Genomic DNA, 25,160 nt, shown 5'->3' on the forward strand with positions numbered 1-25,160 from the left:
GAATTTACTCTTGGAGAGTGACATGGAGTTCGAAGAAAAGCTTGCCGGGTTGGCTGCAAAAATAAGGCAACAGGCGTCTGCAATTCAGACCGAAGAAGCCACAAAAAACGCTTTCATCATGCCGTTCATTCAGTCGGTGCTTGGTTACGATGTATTCAACCCGCTCGAAGTGGTGCCAGAGTTTACTACTGACATTGGTACCAAGAAAGGTGAGAAGGTTGACTACGCTATTCTCAAAGATGGTCAGATTCAAATCCTGATCGAAGCGAAAAAGATCGGAGAGCCGCTGAATATCAACCATGCAGGGCAGCTTTTTCGTTATTTCCACGTCACGACAGCCCGTATTTCCATTCTTACCAACGGCCAAGTCTATAAGTTCTTCACCGACCTAGACGCACCTAATAAGATGGACGATAAGCCATTTCTTGAATTCGATTTGCTGGACATCGATGATCACGCTGTACCTGAGTTACAGAAGCTAACCAAGAGTGCGTTTGATGTAGAGTCCATTATTAGCGCTGCAGGCGAGCTGAAGTATGTAGGCCAAATCAAGCGTGAGTTAGCCAACCAGTTCTCGAGTCCGGATGAAGATTTTGTAAAGTTTTTCGCAGGTCGAGTTTATGAGGGCGCGGTAACCCAGAAAGTACGTGAGCAATTTATGGTACTTACTCGTAAGGCTACAGCACAGTTTCTCAGCGATCAGGTTAACGATAGGCTCAAGTCTGCAATAAGCGGCTCTAGCCAGCCTGTGATCATTAGCCAAGTCAAAGTTGAAACGCCTGCCTCTGGGAAGGCAGATTCAATCCTGGACGATAAAGACAAGGTCGTTACCACCCAGGAAGAGATCGAAGGCTTTAATATTATTAAAGCTATCGTACGTTCCGAGGTGGAAGCCAGACGTATCGTGCCTCGAGATACGCAGAGCTACTTCGGAGTGCTTCTGGACGATAACAATAGGAAACCTATTGCCCGGTTACACTTCAATCGAGCTCAAAAGTATTTAGGAATATTCGACAGCGATAAGAAGGAAACTCGTCATGCGATTGAATCCATCGATGATATTTTCCTCCATGCTGAGAGCTTGCGCGCGACGGCAAAACTCTTCGCTGACGTTTAGCCGCTGATAATGACATTGGCCAGAGTACCTTCCTGGCCAATGTCACATCATATCGCCTAGAGTTAGCCTGGGTAGTGATGTTACTGCCCGTTCTAATTCTAACTCTTGCTCTTCGAACTCTCTAACCCCGCCACCGAAGCCTCAACCAGCGCTCTGGCCGCTTCGATCTGATGCACGACCGATCTCGCTAACGGACGAAATTCCAGCGTGCTGTTATCTGCCGTTTCATAAGCCGTAGCGGCGGCGCAGCTCAGGTATTCCGATGCGAGAACCAGTGCGTCTTCTATTTTGATGTCGGGCTTTACAGTGAACAGGCTGAGGTTGCCCAGGTTGGTATTGCTGACAAGGTTTTGCTTGATGGGCGTAGCAGGGGGATGTGGCGTGGATCTGATCATGGTGACTCCTTGACGTAGGTTGACCACCACCATCCGCGACTAAACGAAGGGTGGTAGCTGTGCAGCGGGTTAGTCGACCGGGACGTCAAGCAACCGGCGCACCCGAAGGTGCCCCGTGCACAGCCACCATAAAACTCCAAGCCGTCGTCCAGGACTTCGGCAAGGGTTATGACAGATGCTTCGCTTGTTCATCGGGCGACTAAACCCAATCGTTGAAATCAACGACAGGCAGGAAGGTAGTCGCCACGTCAGGCATCTACAAGCGGATGCAGAGCATATCCTGAATTTTCAGAAGGGTCCTACAGAGCTCGGGTTTTGGGGCTGAAGGTTGTTTCTGATTGTTGATGCTGAATCATTTCCAGGCTTGCTCAAATAAGGTTTTGCTTCAATGTAATGGTCAGGTCACTACAGCGAGAGTCATATCCATGGCGTCCATCAATGTCTGCGTCGACGACGACTTGAAAGTGCGTGCCTATCGCGAGCTTGAAAAGCTCGGCGTCACTCCTTCTGAGCCGATGCGCCAAGCCCTGCAATGCTTGGCTGAGCGAGGTCAACTTCCCTTCAAACCGGTGCTGATGACTGAGGGCGATGAAGCCTTGCTCGCGACGGTGCGCAAACGGCTTGCCGCTCCACAGCGGGTAAAGGTTTCGCTGGATGACCTATAGCTTCAAGTTCGATGCATGTGCTTTAAAGGAATGGCCCAAATTGGCAGCTATCTACGTGAGCAACTCAAGAAGAAGCTCGCTACGATTCTGGTCAACCCGCGCATTGAAGCGAATCGACTGCATGCCCTACCTGACTGCTACAAGATCAAGCTGCGCAGCAGCGGCTACCGATTGGGTTTATCAGGTCATTGACCAAGAGGTTGTGGCGTTTGTCGTGGCCGTCGACAAACGTGAGTGGCAACAGGTTTATGTGAAGGCGGCTGAGCGTTTGCGCAGTTGAGCCGCAGGTACATAGCCTATCCTGAACTCTCAGAAGGGTCCTACAGAGCTCGATTATTTGGGCTGAAGGTTGTTTTGATTGTTGGCCAGTTTCAGGGATTTCACAGGCCGTGGGCGACGATTCGATGAGTGCGCTGAGCTGACAACGACAACATATCCCGAACTACCATCCTTTAGCTTCAGTCTTCCAATGCTCTGGAAAACCCATACGCTGAAAATGCGCGGCGCCGTACCTTTGCTCCATTGAGACGAGCCTTTCTTTGAAGGATCCGTTGAATCCAATTGTACTCAGCAGGACATGAATCACTGTCAACGAGGCATAGACCGTCTTGTTGTCCGTAAATTTGATGCCTTTGAGCTTCAGGTTGGTAGGAGAAACGCCAATTTTTACATCGATGAAACGATCATGGTGGGCTGCCATGTTTCGTAGCACCGTGAGGGCATGCAGCCAGCTTTCAAAGACTTCTACCTGAGTGATGCCGAACTTGGACGAGATAACTTTTCGGTCAATTGGATCTCTCAGCATTGCGAATATTTTCGACCAAGTGCCCAGTGTCACGCACTCGCTCATGGCCCAACTAGGCGGGAGGTAAGGGTCGTCATAGCTGTCATAGTAGGCCTTTATGTAAAGCCGAGAAGAAGCTCGCTCGACCTCCCCCTCAATTTTCGACAACATTTGCCCGATACCCACACGTCCTTTTGGGGCAAAGATCTCCATTTTTAGATACCAGTGCGGTGAGTGCTTGAGGCTTAGCAAGTTGCAAATCACGGAGCGGACAGCAACCTCGAGCCTTTCCGCTGACTCCATGATGATTGCCCGAATTTCTCGATCACATTCATAGCGCTCGCGGATGTGCTCGAACGTGGTGTTAGGCAGAAAATTCTTGGTGGCGGAGTCCTGAAGTTGGTACCAGTACCCCTTGAGGCGGAAATGGCCAACGTACGCAATGTATTTGAGAGCGATGCTGTCATCGTCGACGATGAGCCCCTGCGTTTTCAGCTTGGCAAGCAGGGCTTGAGGAGTTAATGCGGCTTTTGCGAAAGGGGGCTTTGTAACGAGAGCCTTCTTGGCCACGGTAAAACTCCAGGCGAAAAAAACTCGCCTTTTGCACGCCTGCCTTGAGGCAGGACCCTACCCGTTGGGTAGGACGTGTGGCGAGTGTGTTGCGAGCAGGTTAAGCGTAATTAACGGTCTGGTCAATCACGTGGGCGGATTCTGGGCACCACTTTGGGCCAGGCTGAGTCCCCAATGCCTATGGAAATGAGCTTCCCTAGGGTCAACGTATAGCGGAGAACGGCCCGATGAAAGGAGGCGCATTTATCACCTCCTTTCGTAAGATCGCTCAGTAGCGAAGAGCAATCGTATTGCACAGATCATCATACCGGGGCTCGCATTCAAGGCTCTTTTATGGATGCATATCTGTTTTTATCTTGCACTTAAAAATCCAAAGCAGCGTTAATAACGTCGGCCAAAATAATGTGTTGAGGATGTCATGGGTGCTTGCCTCCCAGCGCCAGTAGCCAAGGCTCGCAATGTCGTCTCGCCGGTCTACCCACTCGCCCGCACAAGCAATGATTAAAACCGCCGCCCAGCCAATGTATGGCCTGAATCGCCGGGTTATCGCCGCTAAGGTTAGATAGACAGCCATGCCCACATAAATGTGCAGCGCGTCTTTTGACAGTCCGGTTGCCGAAACGATGGCGAGCTTTATGCTTTGGGCAGTTGAGGTGTCCATGGTCGATACGTCTCTTAGCGCTGTCGCGGGGTTATGGATTTACTGCTGACGTTAGCTCGCAATCTGCGGGATAGCTCAGGATCGACGTTTGCTGCGCAAAAGCGCAAGGCCAGTGACGTAGTAGTGAGCGCGCTGGGTTTGTTAGAGCGAGGCTTGCCCGCGAAGAGTGGTGATGCGGTTTGTGCAGTCACTTGAGCTGTTGGTTTGCGAGTAGGTGTAAGTATGGTGCTGGGACCATGTGCGAGTACCAGCCAATAAAAAAGGCGCTCCAGAGAGCGCCTTTAAAATATATGAGGAGTAGTCGCAGCGATTCTTTAGCTCCGGGCCATCACTGGCCGTGGGTTCAGGATCCGGCAGGGCTAGCCTGTCGTCACTACTTCAGAGAGTGCCAGTATCTCTGCTGCCAAAATTCTGGGGGGCGTTACTGGAGCCCATGCCCAGAGATGCGCAATTGCAGTCCTCGGTCGGCATTTTCGATTGAAGTCGGCCGGAGTGTCAATGACGCAAACATTTCAATGTCTGCGCTGACGCCCTCGCAGCCTTCGGCAGCTCCTACAAAAACCACGAGCGCACAAAAGGCCTGCCTTCCGGTGAGCCTCTTTCGATGTAGCGTATGGTGCTGGCATCAGGAGTCGAACCCGAGACCTACTGATTACAAGGAAGATGCTTTCAACTTTTAGATCAATGAGTCACAGGTATCCTGGTTACGTGCCGACGTCGTAGAAGCCCTGCCCAGCGTAAAGGCTCCGGCTGTTATTACGTGGGCCAGAGAAGGGGGAGGCGAAATGATTGACCCCCAACCTAAGGACGCTACGGCCTGAAGAAGCCAGCGGTCAAGTTCAACCCAGCACGTTGAGCCCCTCGCTAATCGGGCATTCGCTGTCATCCCCGCCCAGGTTTTCGGGCAGGAATGAGGTGAGGTCATAAGGCAACAGTACCGTGTCGAGCACTAGTGAGAACGGCACGTCGACCAGTAGCGGCCAGGTCGACGGGCCGGAGTGCGTGCCCCAAGCCCACCCTTGCCGCGTTCCCCCATAAACGCAACGTTCACCGTCGATGTGGTACATCAGGCTCCAGCAACCAGATAGCGAAACGGTCGCTACCAACAGCAGAAATCGTTTGATCATGCAGTCCTTGCCATCACGTATGGTTTGCGATGCTGACATCCTACCCGCTGGGGCGAACGTTTAACCAGCGTCCAGGCCGGCCCCGCAGGGCATTACGAAAAATGGGGTCTGACCCCTATTCCTTGACCCCTATTCCTGTGGATCGCATAGGTAGGATTATCGGCTTTTTATCTTATAGCCATCAATCGGAATATCTTCTGTACGCTCATATAGTGGAACATCGCTGAATTTGGCTTGTTCAAATGCTTGTGCATCCCAGCGTCCCGCTTTTAAAGCTAAATACAACATCCCCACTCTCAGCGGTATGTTTCCGCGTCTGTCTTTGGCGCGCCGGAAGGAAAAAAAGTTGCAGCCTTCTTCCAAAAAGTACCGATAAGGATCGTAATTGTTAAGGTCGATAGAGAACCTTTCGAAGAACTCGACCATCAGATCACTTGCATCGTCGCCATCTACGCCCAGATCCCTCGCGACATCGGTCGCCAAGCTGAAGCTTTCAAATGCCTTTCTCCCAAAGCCTGCGGTATCGTGGATGCAGACGACAATGCTATCCATTATTTTGTAATCGAGGGATTCGTTCATGGCTAGGAAACCTGATCTCCGATGCTCATAATGGAGTTATAAGTTACACAACTGTTTTGCGGAAAAATGGGGTCAGACCACGGTTTTCGGTACTTAATTGAAAATGTAGTCTGACCCCTATTCCTTTTGATCGAGGAGCGGCAAGCCTGCACGCTCGCCAGAGTTACTGGCACACCTGAAAGTTAGAGGAGACGTATGCCTTTGAATGGGTTCCAGCCTTGCTCGCCTTTCACTTCCTTGAGGTAGTACGCGTAGTTTACGGTCAGGCCATACATCAGGGCGTAGGGCGCGGCCAGACCTCCCCCGAACGCATAAGGCACATCGGTTTCCAAAAGCGTACACACCAGAAGAGTCAACGCGTTGGTCGCGAGCATGATTCCAAGGAGTGCAAGGCCCTTTTTCCACAGTCCCAGCACGAAGAAATAAATCGGACCAAAGAAGCACGCAATTATATTGATGTTGATCCGCATTTTCTTTCTGATGCCAGGAAGTGATTTGAGACCGGCATTGAACCGTGGATCGTTCGGTGCACCGTATGTCTCAAAGAAATTGAAGCGTTCCTGCCACTTGGCGCTGTACTTGGAGGTGCTTTGGGGGTGATCTGCTGTGCTCAAGGTGCTACTCCTTATGTTCCGTGGAATGACGTATTCCTTCCGGAAAATCCTGTGGTTCTGGCGCTTTGAAGAGATGACGGGGGATTGTATGGAGTTTCCAGGTGGCGTACCACTCAACCGCATCGGTGTGCCAATCGTTGCAATTCCTGGCAGGAATTGGCTCACCCGTTGAGTGAGATCCCCCGTTATCAGGACAACCCCTGCACTCACTTTTGCTGCCAATTCGTCCGTCGGGCTCACGTGATTGGGCGGGCGACTTGGGGTAGCTATCGCGAGCAAGCTCGGCTCCTACAGGGTGAGGGTAGCGGGGCATTTGTCGTTGTATTGGATGACGCCTTCGCAGCCTTCGGCAGCTCCTACAGAAAACATACGCGCACAAAAAAGGCCCACCTTTCGGTGAGCCTCTTTCGATGTAGCGTATGGTGCGGCACCAGGAGTAGAACTTTTCATAAGTTATTGAATTAGCTCATTAATACTTAAAGGCCTGTGCGCTTCTACCTCAAGGTTCTCGTTCGGCTGAGGATTTTGCTTGACTAACCGCGAAGGGGTGGATTAGACCCCGCAACGTCCGATCATTCGTCTATGAAAGAGGGCCGTTGATGTGTCAACTGTCAACCACGTTAGAGTTAGAGTAGGTCCATGGTGGCCATGGAATCAGCCATGCGGTAGCCCATCGCTTTGTAACCCGCCTGGCGCTTATCCCACATCCTCATCAGCGCGACATTACCCTCGTCTACGAAGTCGATCACTCGCACGTCGGCCTTATCGGCATGTGATCTATGCAACCGCCCCGCATATTGCTGAAGGATTCCCTTCCATGAGATAGGCATTGCCAGCACTAGTGTGTCCAACGGGGGATGATCGAAGCCTTCACCTACTAGTTTTCCTGTTGCCAACAGCACTCGTGGAGCGTCAGGGGGAAGGGACTCAAGCTCATGCATACGGTAAATTCGCTGTTTCTTAGGCACTCGCCCATGGAGCGTGAAAAGGTTATGCACGCGCTGCTTCAATTCTAATTCAAGGGCATCCACATGTTCCGTCCGCTCCGTTAGCACTAGAATTTTTCGGCCCTCGTTGTAAGCCAGCTCAATCTCCGAGGCGATTTTGGCTGTTCGCTCAGAGTCGTCGGCTAGACGCCGAAAAACGTCCTGAATCCCAAAGCCCTCGGGGACTACTATTGGTTTGGGCATCAATCGAGGCACGACACATAGGTCATGGGGCGCACTCGCTGGTCGAGCAGCAGAATGTCGGATCGGTCCGCACTGCATGAAAATAATGGGCTGCTGCCCATCTCTGCGCACTGGGGTTGCTGTGAGTCCCAGTACGTACCGCGCAGGCGCGCTCCTCAGTAGCGCCTCGAATGATACTGCTGATAGGTGATGACATTCATCAACGATGATCTGGCCGTAGTTTTTTACCTTATCGCTGATCTCGCCTTTTCGCGATAAAGACTGCATGACGGCGATGTCGATGATGCCGGTAAGCTTCGCTTTTCCGCCCCCAAGAGTGCCAATGACATCATTCCCGACTTCCAGGAACGCCTGCAAGCGTTCTTGCCACTGCCTTAACAGCTCCGTCCGATGCACAAGCACCAACGTGTTAATGCCACGTGCGGCAATCAACGCAGCAGCACTGACAGTTTTACCGAAAGCAGTCGGTGCGCAGAGGATCCCGGTGTCATGACTTAGCATTGCGCTGACAGCGGCCTCTTGGTCAGAACGCAGGGTTCCGAGAAAGCTCACGTCGATGGGGTCGCCCGCGAAGCGTTCGTCCTTAAGAATAGGTGTAACCCCGTTTTCCTCTAAAAGCTCCAGAGCAGCATCCAAACAGCCACGTGGTAACGCAATATGTTTGGGGAAGTTCTGGGCACACCCGATAATTCTTGGCTTATTCCACACTGACATGCGCATGGCCTGAGCTTTGTAGAACTCAGGATTTTGAAAGGCCGCGAGCCGGACAAGCTGGTTTGCCAATGGCTGTGGCAATTCCGACTTTTCAAAGTAAATTAAGTTAGCCTGCGTGATGTTGACCGCAGCAGGCAACGGGTATGTCAATTTACGTGATCTCGATTCACGATTTTTCCAAGGCTCTGCATCACCTTCGTCATCAACATAGGCGACCCCTAGAGGGTCCCGATTACCCATCGCCTGGATAATAACGGGCTGGATATCTTCTGGACTCATGCGCTGAATTGATGCCAAGAAGGCCCATTGATCAGGATGAGGCTCAAGCGAGTCGTCTACAAAAACGCTATTGTTTTGGGCCCTGGCCCGCTTTTGTAAAGGGAGCGCGATGAGATTTCCAAAGCCGCCTTTGGGCATATAGTCCTGGTTTGGAAACAGTCGATCATAGGAGCTGAGCGCCAACTGGCGGGTGCGCTCACAGGCATGACTGATTATTGCGGCACCGAGGCGGCGTGCATCGCAGGCAGGAACATTACGCTCAAAGAAAATCCAGCAATGAGCCCCTTGGCCTGAGCGCGATATTTCCAGCGCCGCCGGGACGTTCAGCTCATGGCATGACTGTACAAACGCTTTGGAATCATCACGCCATTCGGCCTCATCGAAGTCGACTCCCAAAAAATAACAAGTGTCGTCAGAAAGTAGGGGGTAGATACCAATGACCACTTCCCCTGCCAGATGGCGATAGACCACCTCATCGGTCAGCGGAAGCAGTTGGCGGTTTCCGCAGTCGCCACATTTAATTCGGGGCCTCTCACAGACACCAAGCTTCCATTCGTTTGCGCAAGCGGGTGCGTATCCTGATTTGCCTGCCTTGCTTTCCCAGCGGATGGGATAAACGTCCGTCCTGCCACGAAACAAGCTTCGGAATAGGGCAAGCTTTCCATCAGTATCGAGTCGCTGTGATTGTTCTGCTTGGACAACCGCTATCTTGACTGGCTCAGCTGGCGGGCGCCATTCGATGCCATGAGCATCCAGCAAGGCAGCCAATCTTGCATTCTCAGCCCTTAGCTTCGCCACCAGACTAGTGTCTATCACCGCCTTCAGCCTCTACGTCTCAGGTGAAGCCTGTAGCCTTGAGCTACAACCCTCAGTCAATCAGGAAAACGTAGAGGTTATCAAACAACGGAGGTTATTTTCTGGGGCTCAAGAGGTCCGCCCTAATCCCAATCAAATCCTTGGTCGGCTCAATCTGCCAGTCAGGGATACAGCGCGCGCATCTGCTGGCATTCGGCTAGCGTTGAAACTTCAAGGATTTTCCTAGGCGCAGAGTGATCAGGCTTGTGCTCAGCAGGTAGTAGCGGGTCGATTTCGAGTTTGAGTTCATGTAGTGGTTCAGACACCAAACGAGATGCATCCTTGCCATATTCATGGATTACCTCAGTTCCAGCGTACAAAAAAATGGCTGCCTGCTTAGTCTTGGCCTGGTGGATGTGACGTTCTCGTGTGGCATGTGCTCAGTCAACGCCCCAGCCAAGAAGGTCTCCATATCGAATGGTTTATTCATAGCCGACCACCCGATGCACATCGATACTTTTTCGGTCCTGCCATGTCCCCAGCTCATAGCTAATTTGGAAGCATGCCTCTCTACTAAGGCATCGCATGTCTGGCGCGCAAAAAGCTTGTCAGTCAAACACCCATCAAACAACCCTGAGTGCGTTCTGGGCAGCAAATATGGGCCTTTAGAGGGCCTCAATAGGCCCTTTTGGTCTGGAAAGACGTTAGCCAATCAAACAGCCGTCAAACAGAAGAGCCTAAGCCCAAAATGGATGGTATTGCATCAGTTTGCGGGACTTGTTGTCAGGGTTCGCAGGCTTAACTAATCCTGCTTCGACTGTTTCTGCGATTATTCTTGACGCTTGGGCTGAGTTACCTTCTGAAATTTCAAAGCGGGTGCGAAGGCTCGGATTTGTCAGGACATCGTTGGACACGTACCTGAGGCACGCGTGTTGGTAGCAAGCGCGTGTTCTGTCATCTTTGCTCATATCCTTAAGCGCGCGGTGCGCATAAAGGACTACTACCATGGCTTGCTCTTTGAGGTTGAAGCTTGGAGCCGGTAGTTGATAGGCCTCTACTTCAGAAACCACCTTATCAATCCCGCTACCACGTTCCTCGCATATATTCATACGTCTCATCAGCGCGGCCAGTGACTCGTTCCTTGAACGTGGTGGCTCATCCATCATGCGAAGAGTGTCGACCAGTGGTCGTCCAGGGTTAGTGATCTCGATACGGTCATCAAATACTTCAACCATTGGGCCTGTTCCGGTCAGCGTGAAGTCCTGATGAATAAGCGCATTCGCAACGAGTTCGCGTATGGCCAGCTCTGGATATGTGCGGACACCACGGCGCAGTGCCTGTCCAATTTGCTCGCTTTCAGGAAGTAGGGCGTTGATGTAGCCAATAGCCCCCTCGAAGCCGACCGCGTAACCTTTATTTCCAGGTGCCTCGCGTAGGGTGCTGATGCGGTTGCGGCCTGAATACTGAATGACACGCAACCCTTTACGACTAAGAGAGCCAAAGTCATTCAGGTTTTTAGCGAAAAGGATCGCTCCAAGGTTTGTAACCGACCAACCCTGAAGTCCGCTTACGATGAGCCCATCCGACAGCAAGCGAGAAAGGATCCCATCCTTGTTCGACGGCAGCGGGTGGTCTATCAGCTCAAAATACTTTGGGTAATCCAGCAGCCGCAGAACTTCATCTGCGTCCACTCCTGCCGTTGCAATACCCTGTTCAAATCGACTCACATTTAAGATTTGCCAGAGCTCACGTTCTTTCTCTGGGTAGGACTTCAGCGGCTTTTTGAGACTGCCCACTCGAATGTATTCGGCACCTGCGAATTGTACGGGGGTGTGTAGCGCTGCTGGGATTTCCAGTATGACTACGTGCGACCCAGATTCGTCAACTTCGTAGAATTGTAAATCAAGGCTTGGGGTGAGCATGCGTACCAGCCAGTGCTCCAACTCCTCATTTCCCTTCTTTGCCACTGAGGGTCTAAACGAGGTTCCAACTATCTGATGCGATCCATCCTCAATTCCCCACACCATATAGGCATAAGGTTCCCTGCGAAGGCGGGCGCTGTTGGAGAGAGCGGAGATCGTTTCGCCGATCATATCTGGAGATTCGTTGTTCTCTTTGAATTCTACCCACTCTTTTTCACCATCCAATTGGCGAAGTCCATGAAGCAGGCGCTCTAGTTGAACAGCATTCATATTTAGGTGTCCGGTACTCATGGCATGAGCGTTCTGAGCAGATTATGCGTCATCCGCATCATGCTAGCTGGATTCTTCTAGTCAATCTCGCATTGATACCGACATGGACTCAGAATGTGGCCCCCAACCACACGCGCACAAAAAAGGCCCACCTTTCGGTGAGCCTCTTTCGATGTAGCGTATGGTGCCGGCACCAGGAGTCGAACCCGGGACCTACTGATTACAAGTCAGTTGCTCTACCAACTGAGCTATACCGGCGTGATGGGCGCTGAGTATATAGAGTTTTTTTTGGCTGTAAACCTTAGCTCACTGATTTCGTTTAAAAATTTCTTGAGCGGTTGGCTCTACGCTGCCATGGCGCGTCAGCGTTGAGGGAGTCGTCAGCCTTTATCGGCGTTCTGGCGTGAAGCTGGAGGCGGTTCGTCAGGTGGGGCGGGGTTTTGTTTTGGTTTGTGCGCTGGGCTTCAGCTTGGGCGGTGAGGCGGTTGCAGGGATGTAAAGATTGCTAATATGTCGCGTCGCAATGGATAGCAAGCTCAATGCCTAAAACACGTACGTATTACGACGAGCTCAATGTCGCTCGGGATGCCTCGCAAGAGGATATCAAGCACGCCTTCCGCAAGCTGGCGCAGCAGCTGCATCCTGATCGTAATCATGCAGCCAATGCGTCTGGTTTGATGGCGGTGGTCAACGCTGCTCATGATGTGTTGGCAGATCCCGAGAAGCGTGCTGCGTATGACGCCAGTCTGGTTCGTGATGCGCAGGTGGCCCGTCAGGCGGCCACTCAGCGTCGTCAGGCCGGGCCGCAAGCTGCGCCGCAAAACGCTGCAAGAGCTCAGGCTCGTCCCTCAGTAAAATCTCAAGGCAAATCAGCCAAACCAGCAAAACCAACCCGGCGCGGCAGTCGTTGGCGTTGGGTGGCGGTGTTCGTGGTTGCTTGCAGTGCGGGTGCCTGGATGGGGTATGACCCGGATGCAGGCAAAGCGTTTATCCCGCCGTCACCGCCTGTGGTGGACGATATGGCGATTCTGGCTGAGGCGCAGGCCAAGGCTGAGGCGGTTGCTGAAGCGGCCAGGGTTGCGGCAGCGGTGCCTGTTAGCGCACCGGTGAAGATTGTCGAGCCGGGACAGCCGGACTGTGTGCCGCCGCTGGTTGATCCTATGGGCGCGCCTTGGCCATCTGCGGCAGGTTACATCGCGGGGATGCCGATGACGCGCGACGGTGGCTGGTCGGAGATCACGGTGGATAACACTGCGGGCGAGCAGGCGGTGTACGCGAAGATTACCGATGCGACGGGCAAGCGGGATTTTCGGCACGCTTATATTCCGGCGCGCAGTCGCTTCACGTTTGGGCGCATGGACGTGGGGTACTACCAGCTCAAGTACAAGATGCTCGATACCGGGTGTGCTTATGCGTCTAGCCGGATTCGGTTGGAGGAGACGCTGGTGGGGGATCGGATCAAGTCGAGTGTTTACAAGCTGACGTTGCGCAAGCTGCAGAATCGGAATTCGCAGTTTTCGAATGTCAGGAGTGAGGAGTTTTGACGAAGAGCTAGTGCTGGGCCTTTGTTATTTTCTCTATTGGCCTGTAAGTGGAAATCCTGTGGGAGCGAATTCATTCGCGAAGGGGCCGTTACATTCGCAGCCTATGTATCGCATGAAATACCGATTCCCGAATAAATTCGGTCCCACCAGTACGTCGTCAGCTTGAGGCCACAATCAACCTGTGATCATTGCTTGTCCGCGATGAAGTCAATCAGGTCTCAGACACCGAGTTGATCTTATCGCGGGCAAGCCCGGCTCCCACATAGGGCCAGTTGATTACATCAGCAAGCGCAGTACGCTCGGCATTTGGGTCATGGCGGCGAGGTTGTTGATGACCAGCATGTCCAGCAGCTTGAGGATCATGAACGCCAGGATCGGCGAGATATCCAGGCCGCCGAGGTTTGGCAGGATCCGGCGCAGCGGGGCCAGCAGTGGTTCGGTGATCTGGTTGACCAGTTGCGCGCCAGGGTTGTGGCTGGCAGGGGCGACCCACGACAGGATCACGCTGATGATCAGTGCGTAGAAGAAGATGTTCAGGAACAGACCGGTCACGCCGATGATTGCCCAGAGCAGCAGGTGCAGCGGATCGCCCGTCGTGCCGTAGGCCAAGAGCAATGTCAGTGCCATCAGGATCATTTGCACAATGATCGCCAGAATCAGCGAAGACATGTCCAGGCCGAACAGGCTCGGAATGATCCGGCGCAGCGGCTTGAGCAGTGGCTGGGTGGCTTTGACCGCGAACTGGCTCAGCGGGTTGTAGAAGTCAGCGCGTACCAGTTGCAGCACGAAGCGCAACAGGATGATCAACAGATACATACTGCCGATGGTTTGCAGCACGTAGATTGCAGCGGTGTTCAGTCCGATCATCGGTCTGCTCCTCAATGGCCTAAAAAGATTACTTGCCCAGCTGTTCGGCCATTTCTGCCGAACGATGTGCGGCGGCGGTCAGCGCGGTGTCTACCAACGCTTCGAAGCCTCCGGCCTGGAATGATTTGATTGCGGCTTCCGTAGTGCCCGATGGCGAGGTCACGCGGCGGCGCAGCTCGGCAGCATCTACATCGCTGCCAGTCGCCATCAGCGCGGCGCCCAGCGCGGTTTGCATCGTCAGTTGCGCGGCCACGTCCTGTGGCAGGCCGAGTTTCACGCCTGCTGCGGTCATGGCTTCGATCAACAGGAAGAAATACGCCGGGCCGCTGCCGGAAACGGCGGTCACGGCGTCCAGTTGTTTTTCTTCTTCCAGCCACAGCGCGATGCCGACAGCCGACAGCAATTGCTCGGCCTGGGCACGTTGTGCGTCGTTGACTTGCTCGGTGGCGTACAGGCCGCTGACGCCCTGACGCAGCAGCGCCGGAGTGTTGGGCATGCAGCGCACGATGGGGTGCTCGCCCAGCCAGTTTTGCATGCTGGCGCAGGTGATACCGGCGGCGATGGATACGATCAGTTGGTTGGGCTTCAGGCTTGGGCGCAAGGCTTCGCAAACGGCTTTCATGGCTTGCGGTTTGACGGCGATCAATACCACGTCTGCGCCTTCTGCGGCTTCGGCGTTGTCGGCGAATACAGTGATGCCGTGCTCGGCGGCGATCTTGCCGCGTGTTTCAGCACCGGGATCGCTGGCGCGGATCGAGTCAGCTTCTACGCCTTGGGCGCGCAGCCCTCCGACCAGGCTGGCGGCCATGTTACCAGCGCCGATAAAGGCGATGCGTGTCTTGCTCATGTCGGATTCCTTGAGTCAGAGGTCATGGCTGGCCGTAGTCACGGGCGCCAAAAAGGGCAGTACCAATCCGCACCCAGGTGGCGCCTTGTGCGATGGCGGCCTCCAGGTCGTGGCTCATGCCCATGGAAAGGGTGTCCAGCGGCAGGTTCAATTGCGCCTGCAGTGTGCTGACGGCTGCAAATGCGGCGTTTTGCTCAGCGATGTCGTCGGTGGGTTCCGGGATGGCCATCAAGCCACGCAGTTTCAAGCGAGGCAAGGCACTGATCGCTTCAGCCAGCGCTGGAAGGTCGGCGGGTGTGCAGCCGGACTTGCTGGCTTCGCCGCTGACGTTGACCTGAATGCAGATGTTCAGCGGCGGCAGGTCTTCAGGACGTTGCTCGGACAGGCGTTGTGCGATTTTCAGGCGATCCACCGAATGTACCCAAGCGAAGTTCTCGGCGATAGCGCGAGTCTTGTTCGATTGAATGGGGCCGATGAAGTGCCAGCACAAGGGCAGGTCGGCCAATTCGAGCTGTTTGCTCAGCGCTTCCTGCAAATAGTTTTCGCCAAAGTCCCGCAAACCTGCCGCGTACGCTTCGCGCAGGGCCTCGGCCGGTTTGGTTTTACTCACTGCGAGCAGGCCGATGGACGCCGGGTCACGCTGCGCGGCTTGTGCGGCGGCGCTAATTCGCTCGCGGAGCGTTGAAATGTTCGCTGCTATCATGGACATTGATTTGCGCCAGCAGGGCTAAAGTCTGCGGCATTCTATGTGATTGAGGAGCTGTATGGATATTACCGAGCTGCTGGCTTTCAGTGCCAAGCAAGGCGCATCGGACTTGCACCTCTCGGCTGGCCTGCCGCCGATGATTCGTGTGGACGGTGATGTGCGCCGTATCAACCTGCCAGCACTGGATGCCAGGGACGTGCAGGCGCTGATCTACGACATCATGAACGACAAGCAGCGTCAGGATTTTGAAGAGTATCTGGAGACGGATTTTTCTTTCGAGGTGCCGGGCGTGGCGCGCTTCCGGGTCAACGTGTTCAACCAGAACCGTGGCGCGGGTGCGGTATTCCGGACGATTCCAGCGAAGATCCTGACCCTCGAAGAGCTGGGCATGGGAGAAGTGTTTCGCAAGATTACCGACGTGTCTCGCGGGCTGGTGCTGATCACCGGGCCGACTGGTTCGGGCAAGTCCACGACGCTGGCGGCGATGATCGATTACCTGAACGTCAATCGCCATCACCATATCCTGACCATCGAAGACCCGATTGAATTCGTTCACGAGTCCAAGAAGTGTCTGGTCAACCAGCGTGAAGTGCACCGCGACACGCTAGGCTTTTCCGAGGCCCTGCGTTCGGCGCTGCGGGAAGACCCGGATGTGATTCTGGTCGGGGAAATGCGTGACCTGGAAACCATCCGCCTGGCGCTGACCGCTGCGGAAACCGGTCACCTGGTGTTCGGCACGCTGCACACCACGTCAGCGGCCAAGACTATTGACCGGATTGTCGATGTGTTCCCGGCTCAGGAAAAATCCATGATCCGCTCGATGCTGTCCGAATCGCTGCACGCGGTGGTGTCTCAGGCGCTGTTGAAGAAGGTCGGGGGCGGTCGAGTGGCCGCTCACGAAATCATGATGGGCACACCTGCGATTCGTAACCTGATCCGTGAAGACAAGGTTGCGCAGATGTATTCAGCCATTCAGACCGGTGGTTCGCTGGGCATGCAGACGCTGGACATGTGCCTCAAGGACCTTGTCGCGAAGGGGCTCATCACCCGCGATGCGGCGAAGGAAAAGGCCAAGGTGCCGGATAATTTCTGAGCAGCGCCATGTCTTTGGGGGCTTACCCCTGTGGGAGCGAACTCATTCGCGAAAGCGGTGTGTCAGGCAACAGAGATGTTGGCTGATCTGACGCCTTCGCGAATAAATTCGCTCCCACAGGATCCGGAGTCCTTACCGCTGAACAACCCGCAACGGAGCGCTCTGCTTCGGCAGCACGCGCTTGGCAACCATGTAATGGCTGTTCCAGTACGGCTTCTTCAAGGTATCGACGCTGACTTTCTTGCCGCGCCGTGGGGCGTGGACGAAGCGGTCGTTGCCCAGGTAAATCGCAACATGGTTGACCTTGCGGCTTTTGATGTTGAAGAACAGCAAGTCGCCGGGCTTCAAATCCTTGCGATCAACCTTTACTCCGTGGCCTTCAGCCATGGCGTTGGACGTGCGGGGTAGATCGACTTCAGCCACGTCGTTGAATGCATATTTCACCAAACCACTGCAGTCTAGGCCTTTACCTGGGGTGTTGCCGCCCCAACGATAAGGAGTACCGACCGCTTGCAAAGCACGGCTCACGACCGCATTGCTCTGTTTGGTGTTCGGCCCCGACAACGTTTGTACGTTGGCGACGGCTTTGGAGTTCTTGCTCGGGCTACGGTAAATGGTAGTCCGGGAGCTGTGGCCACGTGGAGAGATGACAGGCGCAGGCTCGGTGGTTTGATTGCCCGCGACGGCTGACGAAGAATGAGTTTTCGCGGTGTAGCCGGTGAAGCTCGCGGGTAGTTGTTGCTCACGATTGGTGGCGTGGGCGGCCAGTGGCATAAGTAGGCAGATGGTTAGCCATGACTTGAAAAAAGGACGCATTCGGCAGGGCTCTTGTGGGTTAGCGCGCAACTTTATAACAGCTTTTTGCGACTTTCAGACCCCTCATGACAGAACGATTACGGAACGATCGTTTCAGATTTCGCGACAAACTCTCTCAAAACATGGGTGAATCCCTTGTGTTACAAGGGTTTGTTATAAGCGCCAGAGGTTCCTGCCATACGTCGGACAACCGTAAAAAAGTCACACGCTTTACACATATTTTTTTCTATCAGCGCAAAAGAGGTCCAAATGAACACCTATCAACATGATCCACAGCGCCAGGACACCCACAGCAAATTGGTAGGTTACCTGCTGTGGATTGTTGGGTTCACCGGCGCTCATCGCTTCTATTACGGCAAGCCAGTAACGGGCACGATCTGGTTTTTCACTTTGGGCTTGCTGGGCATTGGCTGGCTGATCGACTTGCTCCTGATTCCCGGCATGGACCGCGAAGCCGACCTGCGTTTCACCTCAGGTTCCATTGACTACAACGTGGCCTGGTTGCTGCTGGCGTTTCTCAATGTGCTCGGCGTGCACCGCATGTATCAGGGCAAGTGGATCACCGGGTTCATCTACCTTTTCACGGGCGGGCTGTTTCTGGTGGGCGTGCTGTATGACCTGTGGACGCTGAATGATCAGATTTCGATCAAGAATGCACAGCGCGGGTGATTAGCGATGGCGCTGCCCCCTACAGGATTGAGGTGTTACTCAGCTGTTGTGCCGGGCATCATCCTTGTGGGAGCGAATTCATTCGCGAATGGGTCGGTACAGTCGATAGAGATCTGTCGTTTGCACAACCGTATTCGCGAATGAATTCGCTCCCACAGGGGGTACCTTCTTTTATCCCGTGTGCGTAATCCGGCCATCCACCAGGGTGTACCTCACTGCGCTCGGCAGGCAGTGGCCGAGGAATGGGCAGTTTTCACCTTTGGATAACCACTTCTCACCGGCAACGGTCGAGGCCGCTGGGTCGAACAGCACGATATCGGCGGGCGAGCCGGCGCTCAGTTGCCCTGCTGGCAGGCGCAATGCTGCTGCCGGGCCGCTGCTCAGGCGGGCGATCAGTGTGGGCAGGTCCAGCAGACCATCCTCAACCAGTGTCATCGCCAATGGCAGCAGCAATTCGACGCTGCTGATGCCCGGTTCGGTCGCGCCGAACGGTGCCAGCTTGGCGTCGCGCTCGTGTGGCTGGTGATGGCTTGAGATTGCGCTGATAACCCCCGATTTGACGGCTTCAAGCAGGCCGTCTCGATCCGCGCGGGTACGCAGTGGCGGTTGTACGTGATACAGGCTGGAGAAATCGATCAGCGCTTCGTCGGTCAGAATCAACTGATACAGCGCCACGTCAGCCGTGACCTTCAAGCCGCGCGCCTGCGCCTGCGCGATCAGCGCTGCGCCGCGAGCACTGGTCAGTTGGCTGAAGTGCGCGCGCACGCCGCTTTGCTCGACCAGTAACAGGTCGCGGGCCAACGCCACGGTTTCAGCGGTCTCAGGAATGCCTGCCAGACCCAGGAAGCTGGCAGTCGGGCCTTCGTGCGCCAGGCCGCCGTCGGCCAGGTCGCGGTCCTGAGAGTTGAAAATAACCGTCAGATCGAACGTTGCCGCGTACTCAAGCGCACGGCACAGGGTGCGGGTGTTGCGAAAGCTCTCCAGGCCGTTGCCGAAGGCGACGCAGCCCACATCGCGCAACGCGACCAGTTCAGCCAGTTGTTCGCCTTCCAGGCCCTTGCTGAGGGCGCCAATCGGGAACACCTTGCTGTGCCCGGCTTCGCGAGCGCGGTCCAGGATCAGCTCGGCAACGGCCGAGGTGTCCAGAATCGGTTTTGTGCGCGGCGGGCAGCACAGGCTGGTCACGCCACCGGCTGCAGCGGCGCGGGTCTCGCTGGCAATTGTGCCTTTGCGGCTGTAACCCGGCTCGCGCAGGGCGACGTTCAGGTCGACAAGGCCGGGAGCGGCGATCAGACCGGTGGCGTCGATGGTCTGCACAGGTTCGAAACCGGCTGGCGCAGCGCCGATTGCGAGAATCTTGCAGGCTTCCAGGTGCAGGTCGGTAATTTGGTCCAGACCGCTGTTGGGGTCGATGACGCGAGCGCCGAGGATGCTGAGCTTCACTGGGCGTTCTCCTGTTCGAATTGTCGTTGCGCGGTCTGTCCGCTCATGGCCATGGACAGCACAGCCATGCGCACCGCGATGCCGTAGGTCACTTGATTGAGGATCACCGAATGCGCGCCGTCGGCCACTGCCGATTCGATTTCCACGCCGCGGTTGATCGGGCCTGGGTGCATGACGATGCAATCCGGTTTGGCACCGGCCAAACGTGCGGTGGTCAGGCCGAACAGGCGATAGAACTCGCCCTCGCTCGGCAACAGGCCGCCCTGCATGCGTTCGCGTTGCAGGCGCAGCATGATCACCACGTCGACGTCTTTCAGGCCTTCGTTCAGGTCGGTGTAAACCTTCACGCCGTATTGCTCGACGCCGACCGGCAGCAGAGTTTTCGGCCCGATCACGCGGATGTCCGGGCAGCCCAGTGCTTTGAGGGCGATCATGTTCGAGCGCGCCACCCGCGAGTGCAGGATGTCGCCGACGATGGCTACTGACAGGTTTTCGAAGCCGCCTTTGTGCCGACGAATCGTCAGCATGTCGAGCATGCCTTGGGTCGGGTGCGCGTGACGGCCGTCGCCGCCGTTGATGATCGCCACTTCCGGGCAGACATGCTCGGCAATGAAATGCGCCGCGCCCGAGTCGCCATGCCGCACGACGAACATGTCGGCAGCCATGGCCTCAAGGTTGCGCAGGGTGTCGAACAGTGTCTCGCCCTTGCTGGTCGAGGACGTGGACACGTTGAGAGTGATCACGTCCGCCGACAACCGCTGTGCCGCTAGTTCAAAGGTGGTGCGGGTGCGCGTGGAGTTCTCGAAGAACACGTTGCACACCGTCTTGCCGCGCAGCAGCGGGACTTTTTTCACCGCCCGGGCGCCGACTTCCAGAAAGGAGTCAGCGGTGTCGAGAATTTCAGTGAGCAGCTCGCGAGGCAAGCCGTCGAGTGACAGGAAATGGCGCAGCTGACCTTGATGGTTGAGCTGCAGCGGGCGCTTGGCGTCGAGGGGCGTCATCGCAAAGGACTCTTTCAAGGGCGGTTAAAGGGCGGTGGACAGGTCTTGAATTTCGAGGGCCAGCGGCGCAGGACCGCTCAGCTTGACCCGCTCGTTGGCGGCCAGCGTCAACGTCGCGCCAACCACGTCCGGGCTGATCGGCAGTTCGCCAGCGTCCAGGTCCAGCAGGCACACCAGCGTCACGCTGGCCGGGCGGCCGTAGTCGAACAGTTCGTTGAGCGCGGCGCGAATCGTGCGGCCGCTCATCAGTACGTCATCGATCAGCACCAAGTGCTGGCCTTCGATTTCGAACGGCAGCTCGGAAGGGCGCACTTGTGGGTGCAGGCCGTTCTGGCTGAAGTCGTCGCGGTAGAAGGAAACGTCCAGTGTGCCCATCGGTTCGTCGCGACCCATTGTCTTGAGCAATTCCTGCGCGACCCATACGCCGCCAGTGCGAATGCCGATGAAACGAGGTTCGCTGACACCGCGCTTGTTGAGGTGCGCGTTCAGGTCAGTGGCCATCTGACGAATCAGTTCGGCGGGGTTCGGCAGGTTCATGAAGTTGCTCCTGAAAGTACCCGAGCCGCGGCAAGGCCTGGCTCAGGCGGAAACGAAAATTCAGATTGTTACCGCTAAGCCCTATACAGGCTAATTGTGTCAGGCACTGAACAACTCGGCGTTTGCGTCCATCCAGCCCTGCAACAGGAGCATGGCGGCGATCGCATCGACCGGGTTGTCTTTGTAACTGCTACCGCGCTGACCGCCACGACTCATGCGCTCGCCCTTGGCCTCGAAAGTCGTCAGGCGTTCGTCATGGGTATAAACCGGCAGATTGAAGCGACCGTTGATCCGACGGGAAAACTTCTCGGCCTTGACGCTCATGTCGCTGGGCGTGCCATCCATGTTCAGCGGCAGGCCGACGACGATGGCGTCGGGTTTCCATTCGCGGATCAATGCTTCGATCTGGCTCCAGTCCGGCACGCCTTGCTGGGCCTTGAGGGTGCACAGGTCGCGGGCTTGACCGGTAATCACCTGGCCCACCGCAACGCCGATCTGTTTGGTGCCGTAATCGAAACCCAGTAGTAAGCGCAGTGCGGGCATCAGGCGTGGCCTGCCTGGCTGGTGAGCAGGTTCAGGTTTACGCCCAGGCGCGCGGCGGCGGCATCCCGACGCTGGTCACTGTCGACGTCAAAGAGAATGGCAGGATCGAACGGGCAGGTTAGCCAGGCATTGGCAGCCATTTCAGCTTCCAGTTGGCCTGCATCCCATCCGGCGTAACCCAGAGTGATCACATTTTGATCAGGGCCGTAGCCGTCTGCGATGGAAAACAGCACATCCTGAGAAGTGGAAAGCGCCAGGTCGCCGAGCTCGACGGTGGCCTGAAAGACCTGCCCGCGGGGGTGCAGCACGAAACCGCGGTCGGTCTGAACCGGACCGCCGGTGTGTATCGCTATTTCCTGGCAACGCACGGGAGCGGGGAGCTCGGGGCGCAATTGTTCAAGGACATCCGCCAGCGTGAGGCTTTGCGGTCGGTTGATGACCAGCCCCATGGCTCCGTTGGCGTTGTGCTCGACGATGTAAGTCAGCGTCTGCGCAAAGTTCGGGTCCACCATGTGCGGCATGGCGATCAGGAATTGATGCTTGAGATAACTCGCAGATACGTTTTTCATGAGCCCTAGTGTGGCGTCGCGCGGCGGGCCTGACAACTGGCAGTTCTGACAGGTCCGCAGGTTTGTGAAGGAGCCATCAGTTACTGGAAAGCTTGTCACCCCGGGCGAATTTCCATGTCCGGATGATTTCAAGCCGGTCGATGTCAGCCAGATCGCCGGTGAACGGCGCAAATGGCGCCGCCAGACGCACGATTCGCTGTGCAGCCTGATCCAGCAAGGGTTGTCCTGAGGACTCCAGCACGAGTATTTCGTACAGCGAGCCGTCGCGATTGATCGAGACCATCAGGCGCAAATTGCCGTAGATCTGCTTGCGGCGTGCTTCTTCCGGGTAATTCAGGTTGCCGACGCGCTCGACTTTCTTGCGCCAGTCGTCTTTGTACCAGGCGCCTTTGTCGCGCATGGTCGACGCGGCATTGAGGCGGTGGATCTTTGGTCGCTTGGCGTACAGCTGTTGTTCGTTGGAGAGCTCGGCTTCGAGGCTGGCGATTTCACTGCTCAGTTGCGAACTGTCGAATTCCGGGGCGGCCTTTGGCGTTGGGTCCGGTTTGACCTCTTCACGCTTGGCCACAGTCTTTTCAGGCGTTTTGGCCTTGGTGGCGACCACGGTTTTCGCCGACTCCTGTTTTTGCACAGGTTTTGCGGCTGGAGGCGGTGTCACTTTATTGATCTTGGTGTCCTGGAACGGCGCAAGCTCGGTGGTCTTGGGGATTTCCGCCTTGTCCAGGGTGCCGCTGCCTTCCTGATTGTCTTGAGCCAGAAAGTCGGCCTGTTTGGGCTTGGTGTCACTTTTGAACGTGGCGAGGGTGATTTCCAGCGTCTGGCTGATCTGTTCCGGTTTGACGTAAGTGAAACCCACGCCAAGGATGATCGCCACGTGTATCAACGCCGCAATCAGCAGGGTAAAGCCCAGACGATCCGCCGGGCGCACGCCTGATTGGGTAAGTTCGTATGGGAGATCGACAGCAGTCATCAGCGGGTTAGCGTCTCTTGGGGTATTTCAAAATCGTTGGCTGCGCATGATAGCCCAGATTGAAATGCGGACTTCTGTGGGAACACATATAACCCTGTGGGAGCTGGGCTTGCCCGCGATAAGTACGACACAGATATCAGGTCTATCGCGTCCAGCCTTATCGCGGGCAAGCCCAGCTCCCACAAGGGATCGGGCTCTGAGTTACCGAGCGTTCAGCTTCTTCTCGATCACATCCATCAACATCCCGCCAATATTAGTACCGAATGCATTGTCGATTTCACGAATGCAGGTCGGGCTGGTGACGTTGATTTCGGTCAGATGCTCGCCGATCACGTCCAGGCCGACGAAGATCAGGCCTTTTTCACGCAGGGTAGGGCCGATCTGTTCAGCGATGTAGCGATCCTTATCCGTCAGCGGACGTGCTTCGCCACGACCACCTGCTGCCAGATTGCCGCGGGTTTCCCCGGCCGCCGGGATACGTGCCAGGCAATACGGGACAGGTTCGCCGTCCACCATCAGAATGCGTTTGTCGCCGTCCTTGATCGCAGGCAAGTAGCCCTGCGCCATGATTTGCTGGGTGCCGTGTGCAGTCAGGGTTTCGAGGATCACCGACAGGTTCGGATCGCCCACGCGATGGCGGAAGATCGACGCGCCGCCCATGCCGTCCAACGGCTTGAGGATCACATCGCCGTGCTCAGCGGCAAACTCGCGCAGGATGTCTGCACGACGGCTGACCAAAGTCGGTGGCGTCAGGTGCGGGAACTGTGTGGCGAACAGCTTTTCGTTGCAGTCGCGCAGGCTCTGCGGCTTGTTCACGATCAGCACGCCAGCACGCTCGGCCTGCTCCAGCAGATAAGTGGCGTAGACGAATTCCATGTCGAATGGCGGATCCTTGCGCATCAGGATCACATCCAGATCATCCAGACCGCTGTCCACTTCGGTACCGAACTCGAACCATTTGGCCGGGTCGGCAAAAACTTTCAGCGGTTTCATGCGGGCGCGGGCCTGGCCAGCGTTCTGATACAGGTCCTGCTGCTCCATGTAGAACAGCGACCAGCCGCGTTCCTGAGCGGCAAGCAGCATGGCCAGTGAGCTGTCCTTTTTATAGGAGATGCGCTCAATCGGGTCCATGACAATCCCTAGGCGAACGCTCATGGGCAAATATCCTCTGATCGATAACGGCCGCGTCGGCCTTGAAATAGGCGTCAGGGTGGCGCTCCGCTTGCTCCGGGTCAAGAGGCAAGCACGTGGCGGCCGGCTTTATGGATTGAGTCTGGAGAGTGTGCTAAAAAGGCTCGGCGCCTGAATTTGGCATTTGGCCTTCAGCCCCTGTAAATCAGGAGCTGGCAGTACGATCAGGCTCCCGTGCCGGGCTGAACACGCATAATTACGCCGCGGCGATGGAAGAGCAGATATGGAACAGCATTCATCAGCACTGAAAGTCATGGTCATCGATGATTCGAAGACGATTCGTCGCACCGCCGAAACGCTGCTGAGAAATGTCGGTTGCGAGGTCATTACCGCAATTGACGGATTCGATGCGCTGGCCAAGATCGCCGACAATCATCCGCGCATCATCTTCGTCGACATCATGATGCCGCGTCTGGATGGCTATCAGACCTGCGCGTTGATCAAAAACAACCGGGCGTTCAAATCGACGCCGGTGATCATGCTCTCGTCCAAGGATGGCCTGTTCGACAAGGCCAAGGGACGAATCGTCGGCTCTGATCAGTTTTTGACCAAACCGTTTAGCAAGGAAGAGCTGCTCAGCGCGATCAAGGCGCATGTGCCGGGGTTCGTTGCAGTGGAACAACAAGTTTCGTGACGCCTGCTGCCCACAAGGGCAGCGGGCATTCATCCTTATGGGGAACAC

The 25,160-nt window shown here is 55.6% G+C and carries 25 protein-coding genes, 1 tRNA gene and 1 pseudogene; 7 read left to right on the forward strand and 20 right to left on the reverse strand.

Annotation, left to right across the window (positions count from 1 at the left end):
• Window positions 1–22: 22 nt before the first annotated feature.
• Window positions 23–1,117 (forward strand): type I restriction endonuclease, encoded by a 1,095-nt coding sequence (locus tag RX972_RS03560; RefSeq protein WP_255886008.1) that lies wholly within the window; start codon window positions 23–25, stop codon window positions 1,115–1,117.
• Between the two features lie 98 nt (window positions 1,118–1,215).
• Here the strand turns inward: RX972_RS03560 and RX972_RS03565 are convergent, their stop codons facing one another.
• A complete protein-coding gene (locus RX972_RS03565) occupies window positions 1,216–1,512 on the reverse strand; it encodes a DUF6124 family protein (protein ID WP_316872577.1) in 297 nt (98 codons plus the stop codon).
• Window positions 1,513–1,937: 425 nt separating this feature from the next.
• Between RX972_RS03565 and RX972_RS03570 the strand changes: the two genes are divergently transcribed.
• Both RX972_RS03570 and RX972_RS03575 read left to right on the forward strand, forming a co-directional pair.
• Window positions 1,938–2,177 carry a type II toxin-antitoxin system RelB/DinJ family antitoxin gene (locus tag RX972_RS03570; RefSeq protein WP_316872578.1) on the forward strand — a complete coding sequence of 80 codons (240 nt, stop codon included), beginning with the start codon at window positions 1,938–1,940 and terminating at the stop codon, window positions 2,175–2,177.
• A pseudogene (locus tag RX972_RS03575) lies at window positions 2,167–2,457 on the forward strand (type II toxin-antitoxin system RelE family toxin). Before RX972_RS03570 ends, RX972_RS03575 begins: the two are co-directional and overlap by 11 nt.
• Before the next feature lie 162 nt (window positions 2,458–2,619).
• On the opposite strand, the gene RX972_RS03580 reads toward RX972_RS03575, so the two are convergent.
• The 8 genes from RX972_RS03580 to RX972_RS03615 all read right to left on the reverse strand — a co-directional run bounded on the left by RX972_RS03580 (window position 2,620) and on the right by RX972_RS03615 (window position 11,940).
• On the reverse strand, window positions 2,620–3,531 hold the full coding sequence (locus RX972_RS03580) for an Abi family protein (RefSeq protein ID WP_316872579.1): 912 nt from the start codon (window positions 3,529–3,531) through the stop codon (window positions 2,620–2,622).
• Window positions 3,532–3,862: 331 nt separating this feature from the next.
• Entirely contained in the window at window positions 3,863–4,192 is a 330-nt protein-coding gene (locus tag RX972_RS03585; protein WP_316872580.1) for a hypothetical protein, read from the reverse strand.
• A gap of 839 nt (window positions 4,193–5,031) precedes the next feature.
• Entirely contained in the window at window positions 5,032–5,319 is a 288-nt protein-coding gene (locus RX972_RS03590) for a YceK/YidQ family lipoprotein (RefSeq protein WP_027901789.1), read from the reverse strand.
• A gap of 156 nt (window positions 5,320–5,475) precedes the next feature.
• Window positions 5,476–5,898: a DUF1493 family protein gene (locus RX972_RS03595; protein WP_027901790.1), complete on the reverse strand. Its 423-nt coding sequence runs from the start codon at window positions 5,896–5,898 to the stop codon at window positions 5,476–5,478.
• Window positions 5,899–6,080: 182 nt separating this feature from the next.
• Window positions 6,081–6,512, reverse strand: coding sequence for a DUF2628 domain-containing protein (locus RX972_RS03600; RefSeq protein ID WP_316872581.1), 432 nt, complete (start codon window positions 6,510–6,512; stop codon window positions 6,081–6,083).
• Window positions 6,513–7,138: 626 nt separating this feature from the next.
• Window positions 7,139–9,511, reverse strand: a complete 2,373-nt coding sequence (locus RX972_RS03605) for a TOTE conflict system archaeo-eukaryotic primase domain-containing protein (protein ID WP_316872582.1) — start codon at window positions 9,509–9,511, stop codon at window positions 7,139–7,141.
• Between the two features lie 716 nt (window positions 9,512–10,227).
• Window positions 10,228–11,682 carry an ATP-binding protein gene (locus RX972_RS03610; protein ID WP_316872583.1) on the reverse strand — a complete coding sequence of 485 codons (1,455 nt, stop codon included), beginning with the start codon at window positions 11,680–11,682 and terminating at the stop codon, window positions 10,228–10,230.
• A 182-nt stretch (window positions 11,683–11,864) separates the two neighbouring features.
• Window positions 11,865–11,940 (reverse strand) — tRNA-Thr (locus RX972_RS03615).
• A 281-nt stretch (window positions 11,941–12,221) separates the two neighbouring features.
• Here RX972_RS03615 and RX972_RS03620 point away from each other — a divergent pair.
• On the forward strand, window positions 12,222–13,226 hold the full coding sequence (locus RX972_RS03620; protein WP_316872584.1) for a J domain-containing protein: 1,005 nt from the start codon (window positions 12,222–12,224) through the stop codon (window positions 13,224–13,226).
• Window positions 13,227–13,502: 276 nt separating this feature from the next.
• On the opposite strand, the gene RX972_RS03625 is transcribed toward RX972_RS03620, so the two are convergent.
• Genes RX972_RS03625 through RX972_RS03635 form a run of 3 tightly spaced genes read right to left on the reverse strand, consistent with a single transcriptional unit; the run spans window position 13,503 to window position 15,649 of the window.
• Window positions 13,503–14,093, reverse strand: a complete 591-nt coding sequence (locus RX972_RS03625; RefSeq protein WP_027901796.1) for a YggT family protein — start codon at window positions 14,091–14,093, stop codon at window positions 13,503–13,505.
• A 28-nt stretch (window positions 14,094–14,121) separates the two neighbouring features.
• The gene (gene proC / locus RX972_RS03630; RefSeq protein ID WP_316872585.1) at window positions 14,122–14,940 is read right to left on the reverse strand and encodes a pyrroline-5-carboxylate reductase; all 819 of its coding nucleotides are present in this window, start codon (window positions 14,938–14,940) and stop codon (window positions 14,122–14,124) included.
• A gap of 22 nt (window positions 14,941–14,962) precedes the next feature.
• A complete protein-coding gene (locus RX972_RS03635) occupies window positions 14,963–15,649 on the reverse strand; it encodes a YggS family pyridoxal phosphate-dependent enzyme (protein ID WP_099268519.1) in 687 nt (228 codons plus the stop codon).
• Between the two features lie 55 nt (window positions 15,650–15,704).
• Here RX972_RS03635 and RX972_RS03640 point away from each other — a divergent pair, with 55 nt between their 5' ends.
• Window positions 15,705–16,739 carry a type IV pilus twitching motility protein PilT gene (locus tag RX972_RS03640; RefSeq protein WP_027901799.1) on the forward strand — a complete coding sequence of 345 codons (1,035 nt, stop codon included), beginning with the start codon at window positions 15,705–15,707 and terminating at the stop codon, window positions 16,737–16,739.
• A 132-nt stretch (window positions 16,740–16,871) separates the two neighbouring features.
• Here RX972_RS03640 and RX972_RS03645 read toward each other — a convergent pair whose 3' ends face one another.
• On the reverse strand, window positions 16,872–17,555 hold the full coding sequence (locus RX972_RS03645) for a C40 family peptidase (RefSeq protein ID WP_027901800.1): 684 nt from the start codon (window positions 17,553–17,555) through the stop codon (window positions 16,872–16,874).
• A gap of 249 nt (window positions 17,556–17,804) precedes the next feature.
• Here RX972_RS03645 and RX972_RS03650 point away from each other — a divergent pair, with 249 nt between their 5' ends.
• Window positions 17,805–18,224, forward strand: a complete 420-nt coding sequence (locus tag RX972_RS03650) for an NINE protein (RefSeq protein ID WP_231675345.1) — start codon at window positions 17,805–17,807, stop codon at window positions 18,222–18,224.
• 171 nt (window positions 18,225–18,395) lie between these two features.
• On the opposite strand, the gene RX972_RS03655 is transcribed toward RX972_RS03650, so the two are convergent.
• The 7 genes from RX972_RS03655 to gshB all read right to left on the reverse strand — a co-directional run bounded on the left by RX972_RS03655 (window position 18,396) and on the right by gshB (window position 24,442).
• Window positions 18,396–19,667, reverse strand: a complete 1,272-nt coding sequence (locus tag RX972_RS03655) for a dihydroorotase (RefSeq protein ID WP_316872586.1) — start codon at window positions 19,665–19,667, stop codon at window positions 18,396–18,398.
• On the reverse strand, window positions 19,664–20,668 hold the full coding sequence (locus RX972_RS03660) for an aspartate carbamoyltransferase catalytic subunit (protein WP_027898382.1): 1,005 nt from the start codon (window positions 20,666–20,668) through the stop codon (window positions 19,664–19,666). Before RX972_RS03660 ends, RX972_RS03655 begins: the two co-directional genes overlap by 4 nt.
• A gap of 24 nt (window positions 20,669–20,692) precedes the next feature.
• A complete protein-coding gene (gene pyrR / locus RX972_RS03665) occupies window positions 20,693–21,205 on the reverse strand; it encodes a bifunctional pyr operon transcriptional regulator/uracil phosphoribosyltransferase PyrR (protein WP_099268513.1) in 513 nt (170 codons plus the stop codon).
• 99 nt (window positions 21,206–21,304) lie between these two features.
• Complete coding sequence (gene ruvX, locus RX972_RS03670; RefSeq protein ID WP_027898384.1) at window positions 21,305–21,748, reverse strand: Holliday junction resolvase RuvX; 444 nt, start codon at window positions 21,746–21,748, stop codon at window positions 21,305–21,307.
• Entirely contained in the window at window positions 21,748–22,317 is a 570-nt protein-coding gene (locus RX972_RS03675; protein WP_027898385.1) for a YqgE/AlgH family protein, read from the reverse strand. Before RX972_RS03675 ends, ruvX begins: the two co-directional genes overlap by 1 nt.
• Window positions 22,318–22,393: 76 nt before the next feature.
• Complete coding sequence (locus tag RX972_RS03680) at window positions 22,394–23,287, reverse strand: energy transducer TonB (RefSeq protein ID WP_027898386.1); 894 nt, start codon at window positions 23,285–23,287, stop codon at window positions 22,394–22,396.
• A 201-nt stretch (window positions 23,288–23,488) separates the two neighbouring features.
• Window positions 23,489–24,442 carry a glutathione synthase gene (gene gshB / locus RX972_RS03685; RefSeq protein ID WP_316872587.1) on the reverse strand — a complete coding sequence of 318 codons (954 nt, stop codon included), beginning with the start codon at window positions 24,440–24,442 and terminating at the stop codon, window positions 23,489–23,491.
• 259 nt (window positions 24,443–24,701) lie between these two features.
• Here gshB and pilG point away from each other — a divergent pair, with 259 nt between their 5' ends.
• Window positions 24,702–25,112 (forward strand): twitching motility response regulator PilG, encoded by a 411-nt coding sequence (pilG, locus tag RX972_RS03690; protein WP_027898388.1) that lies wholly within the window; start codon window positions 24,702–24,704, stop codon window positions 25,110–25,112.
• The last annotated feature ends 48 nt before the right edge of the window (window positions 25,113–25,160 follow it).

Source organism: Pseudomonas syringae group sp. J309-1 (genome assembly GCF_032582135.1).
In the GTDB taxonomy this organism is placed as follows: domain Bacteria; phylum Pseudomonadota; class Gammaproteobacteria; order Pseudomonadales; family Pseudomonadaceae; genus Aquipseudomonas; species Aquipseudomonas quasicaspiana.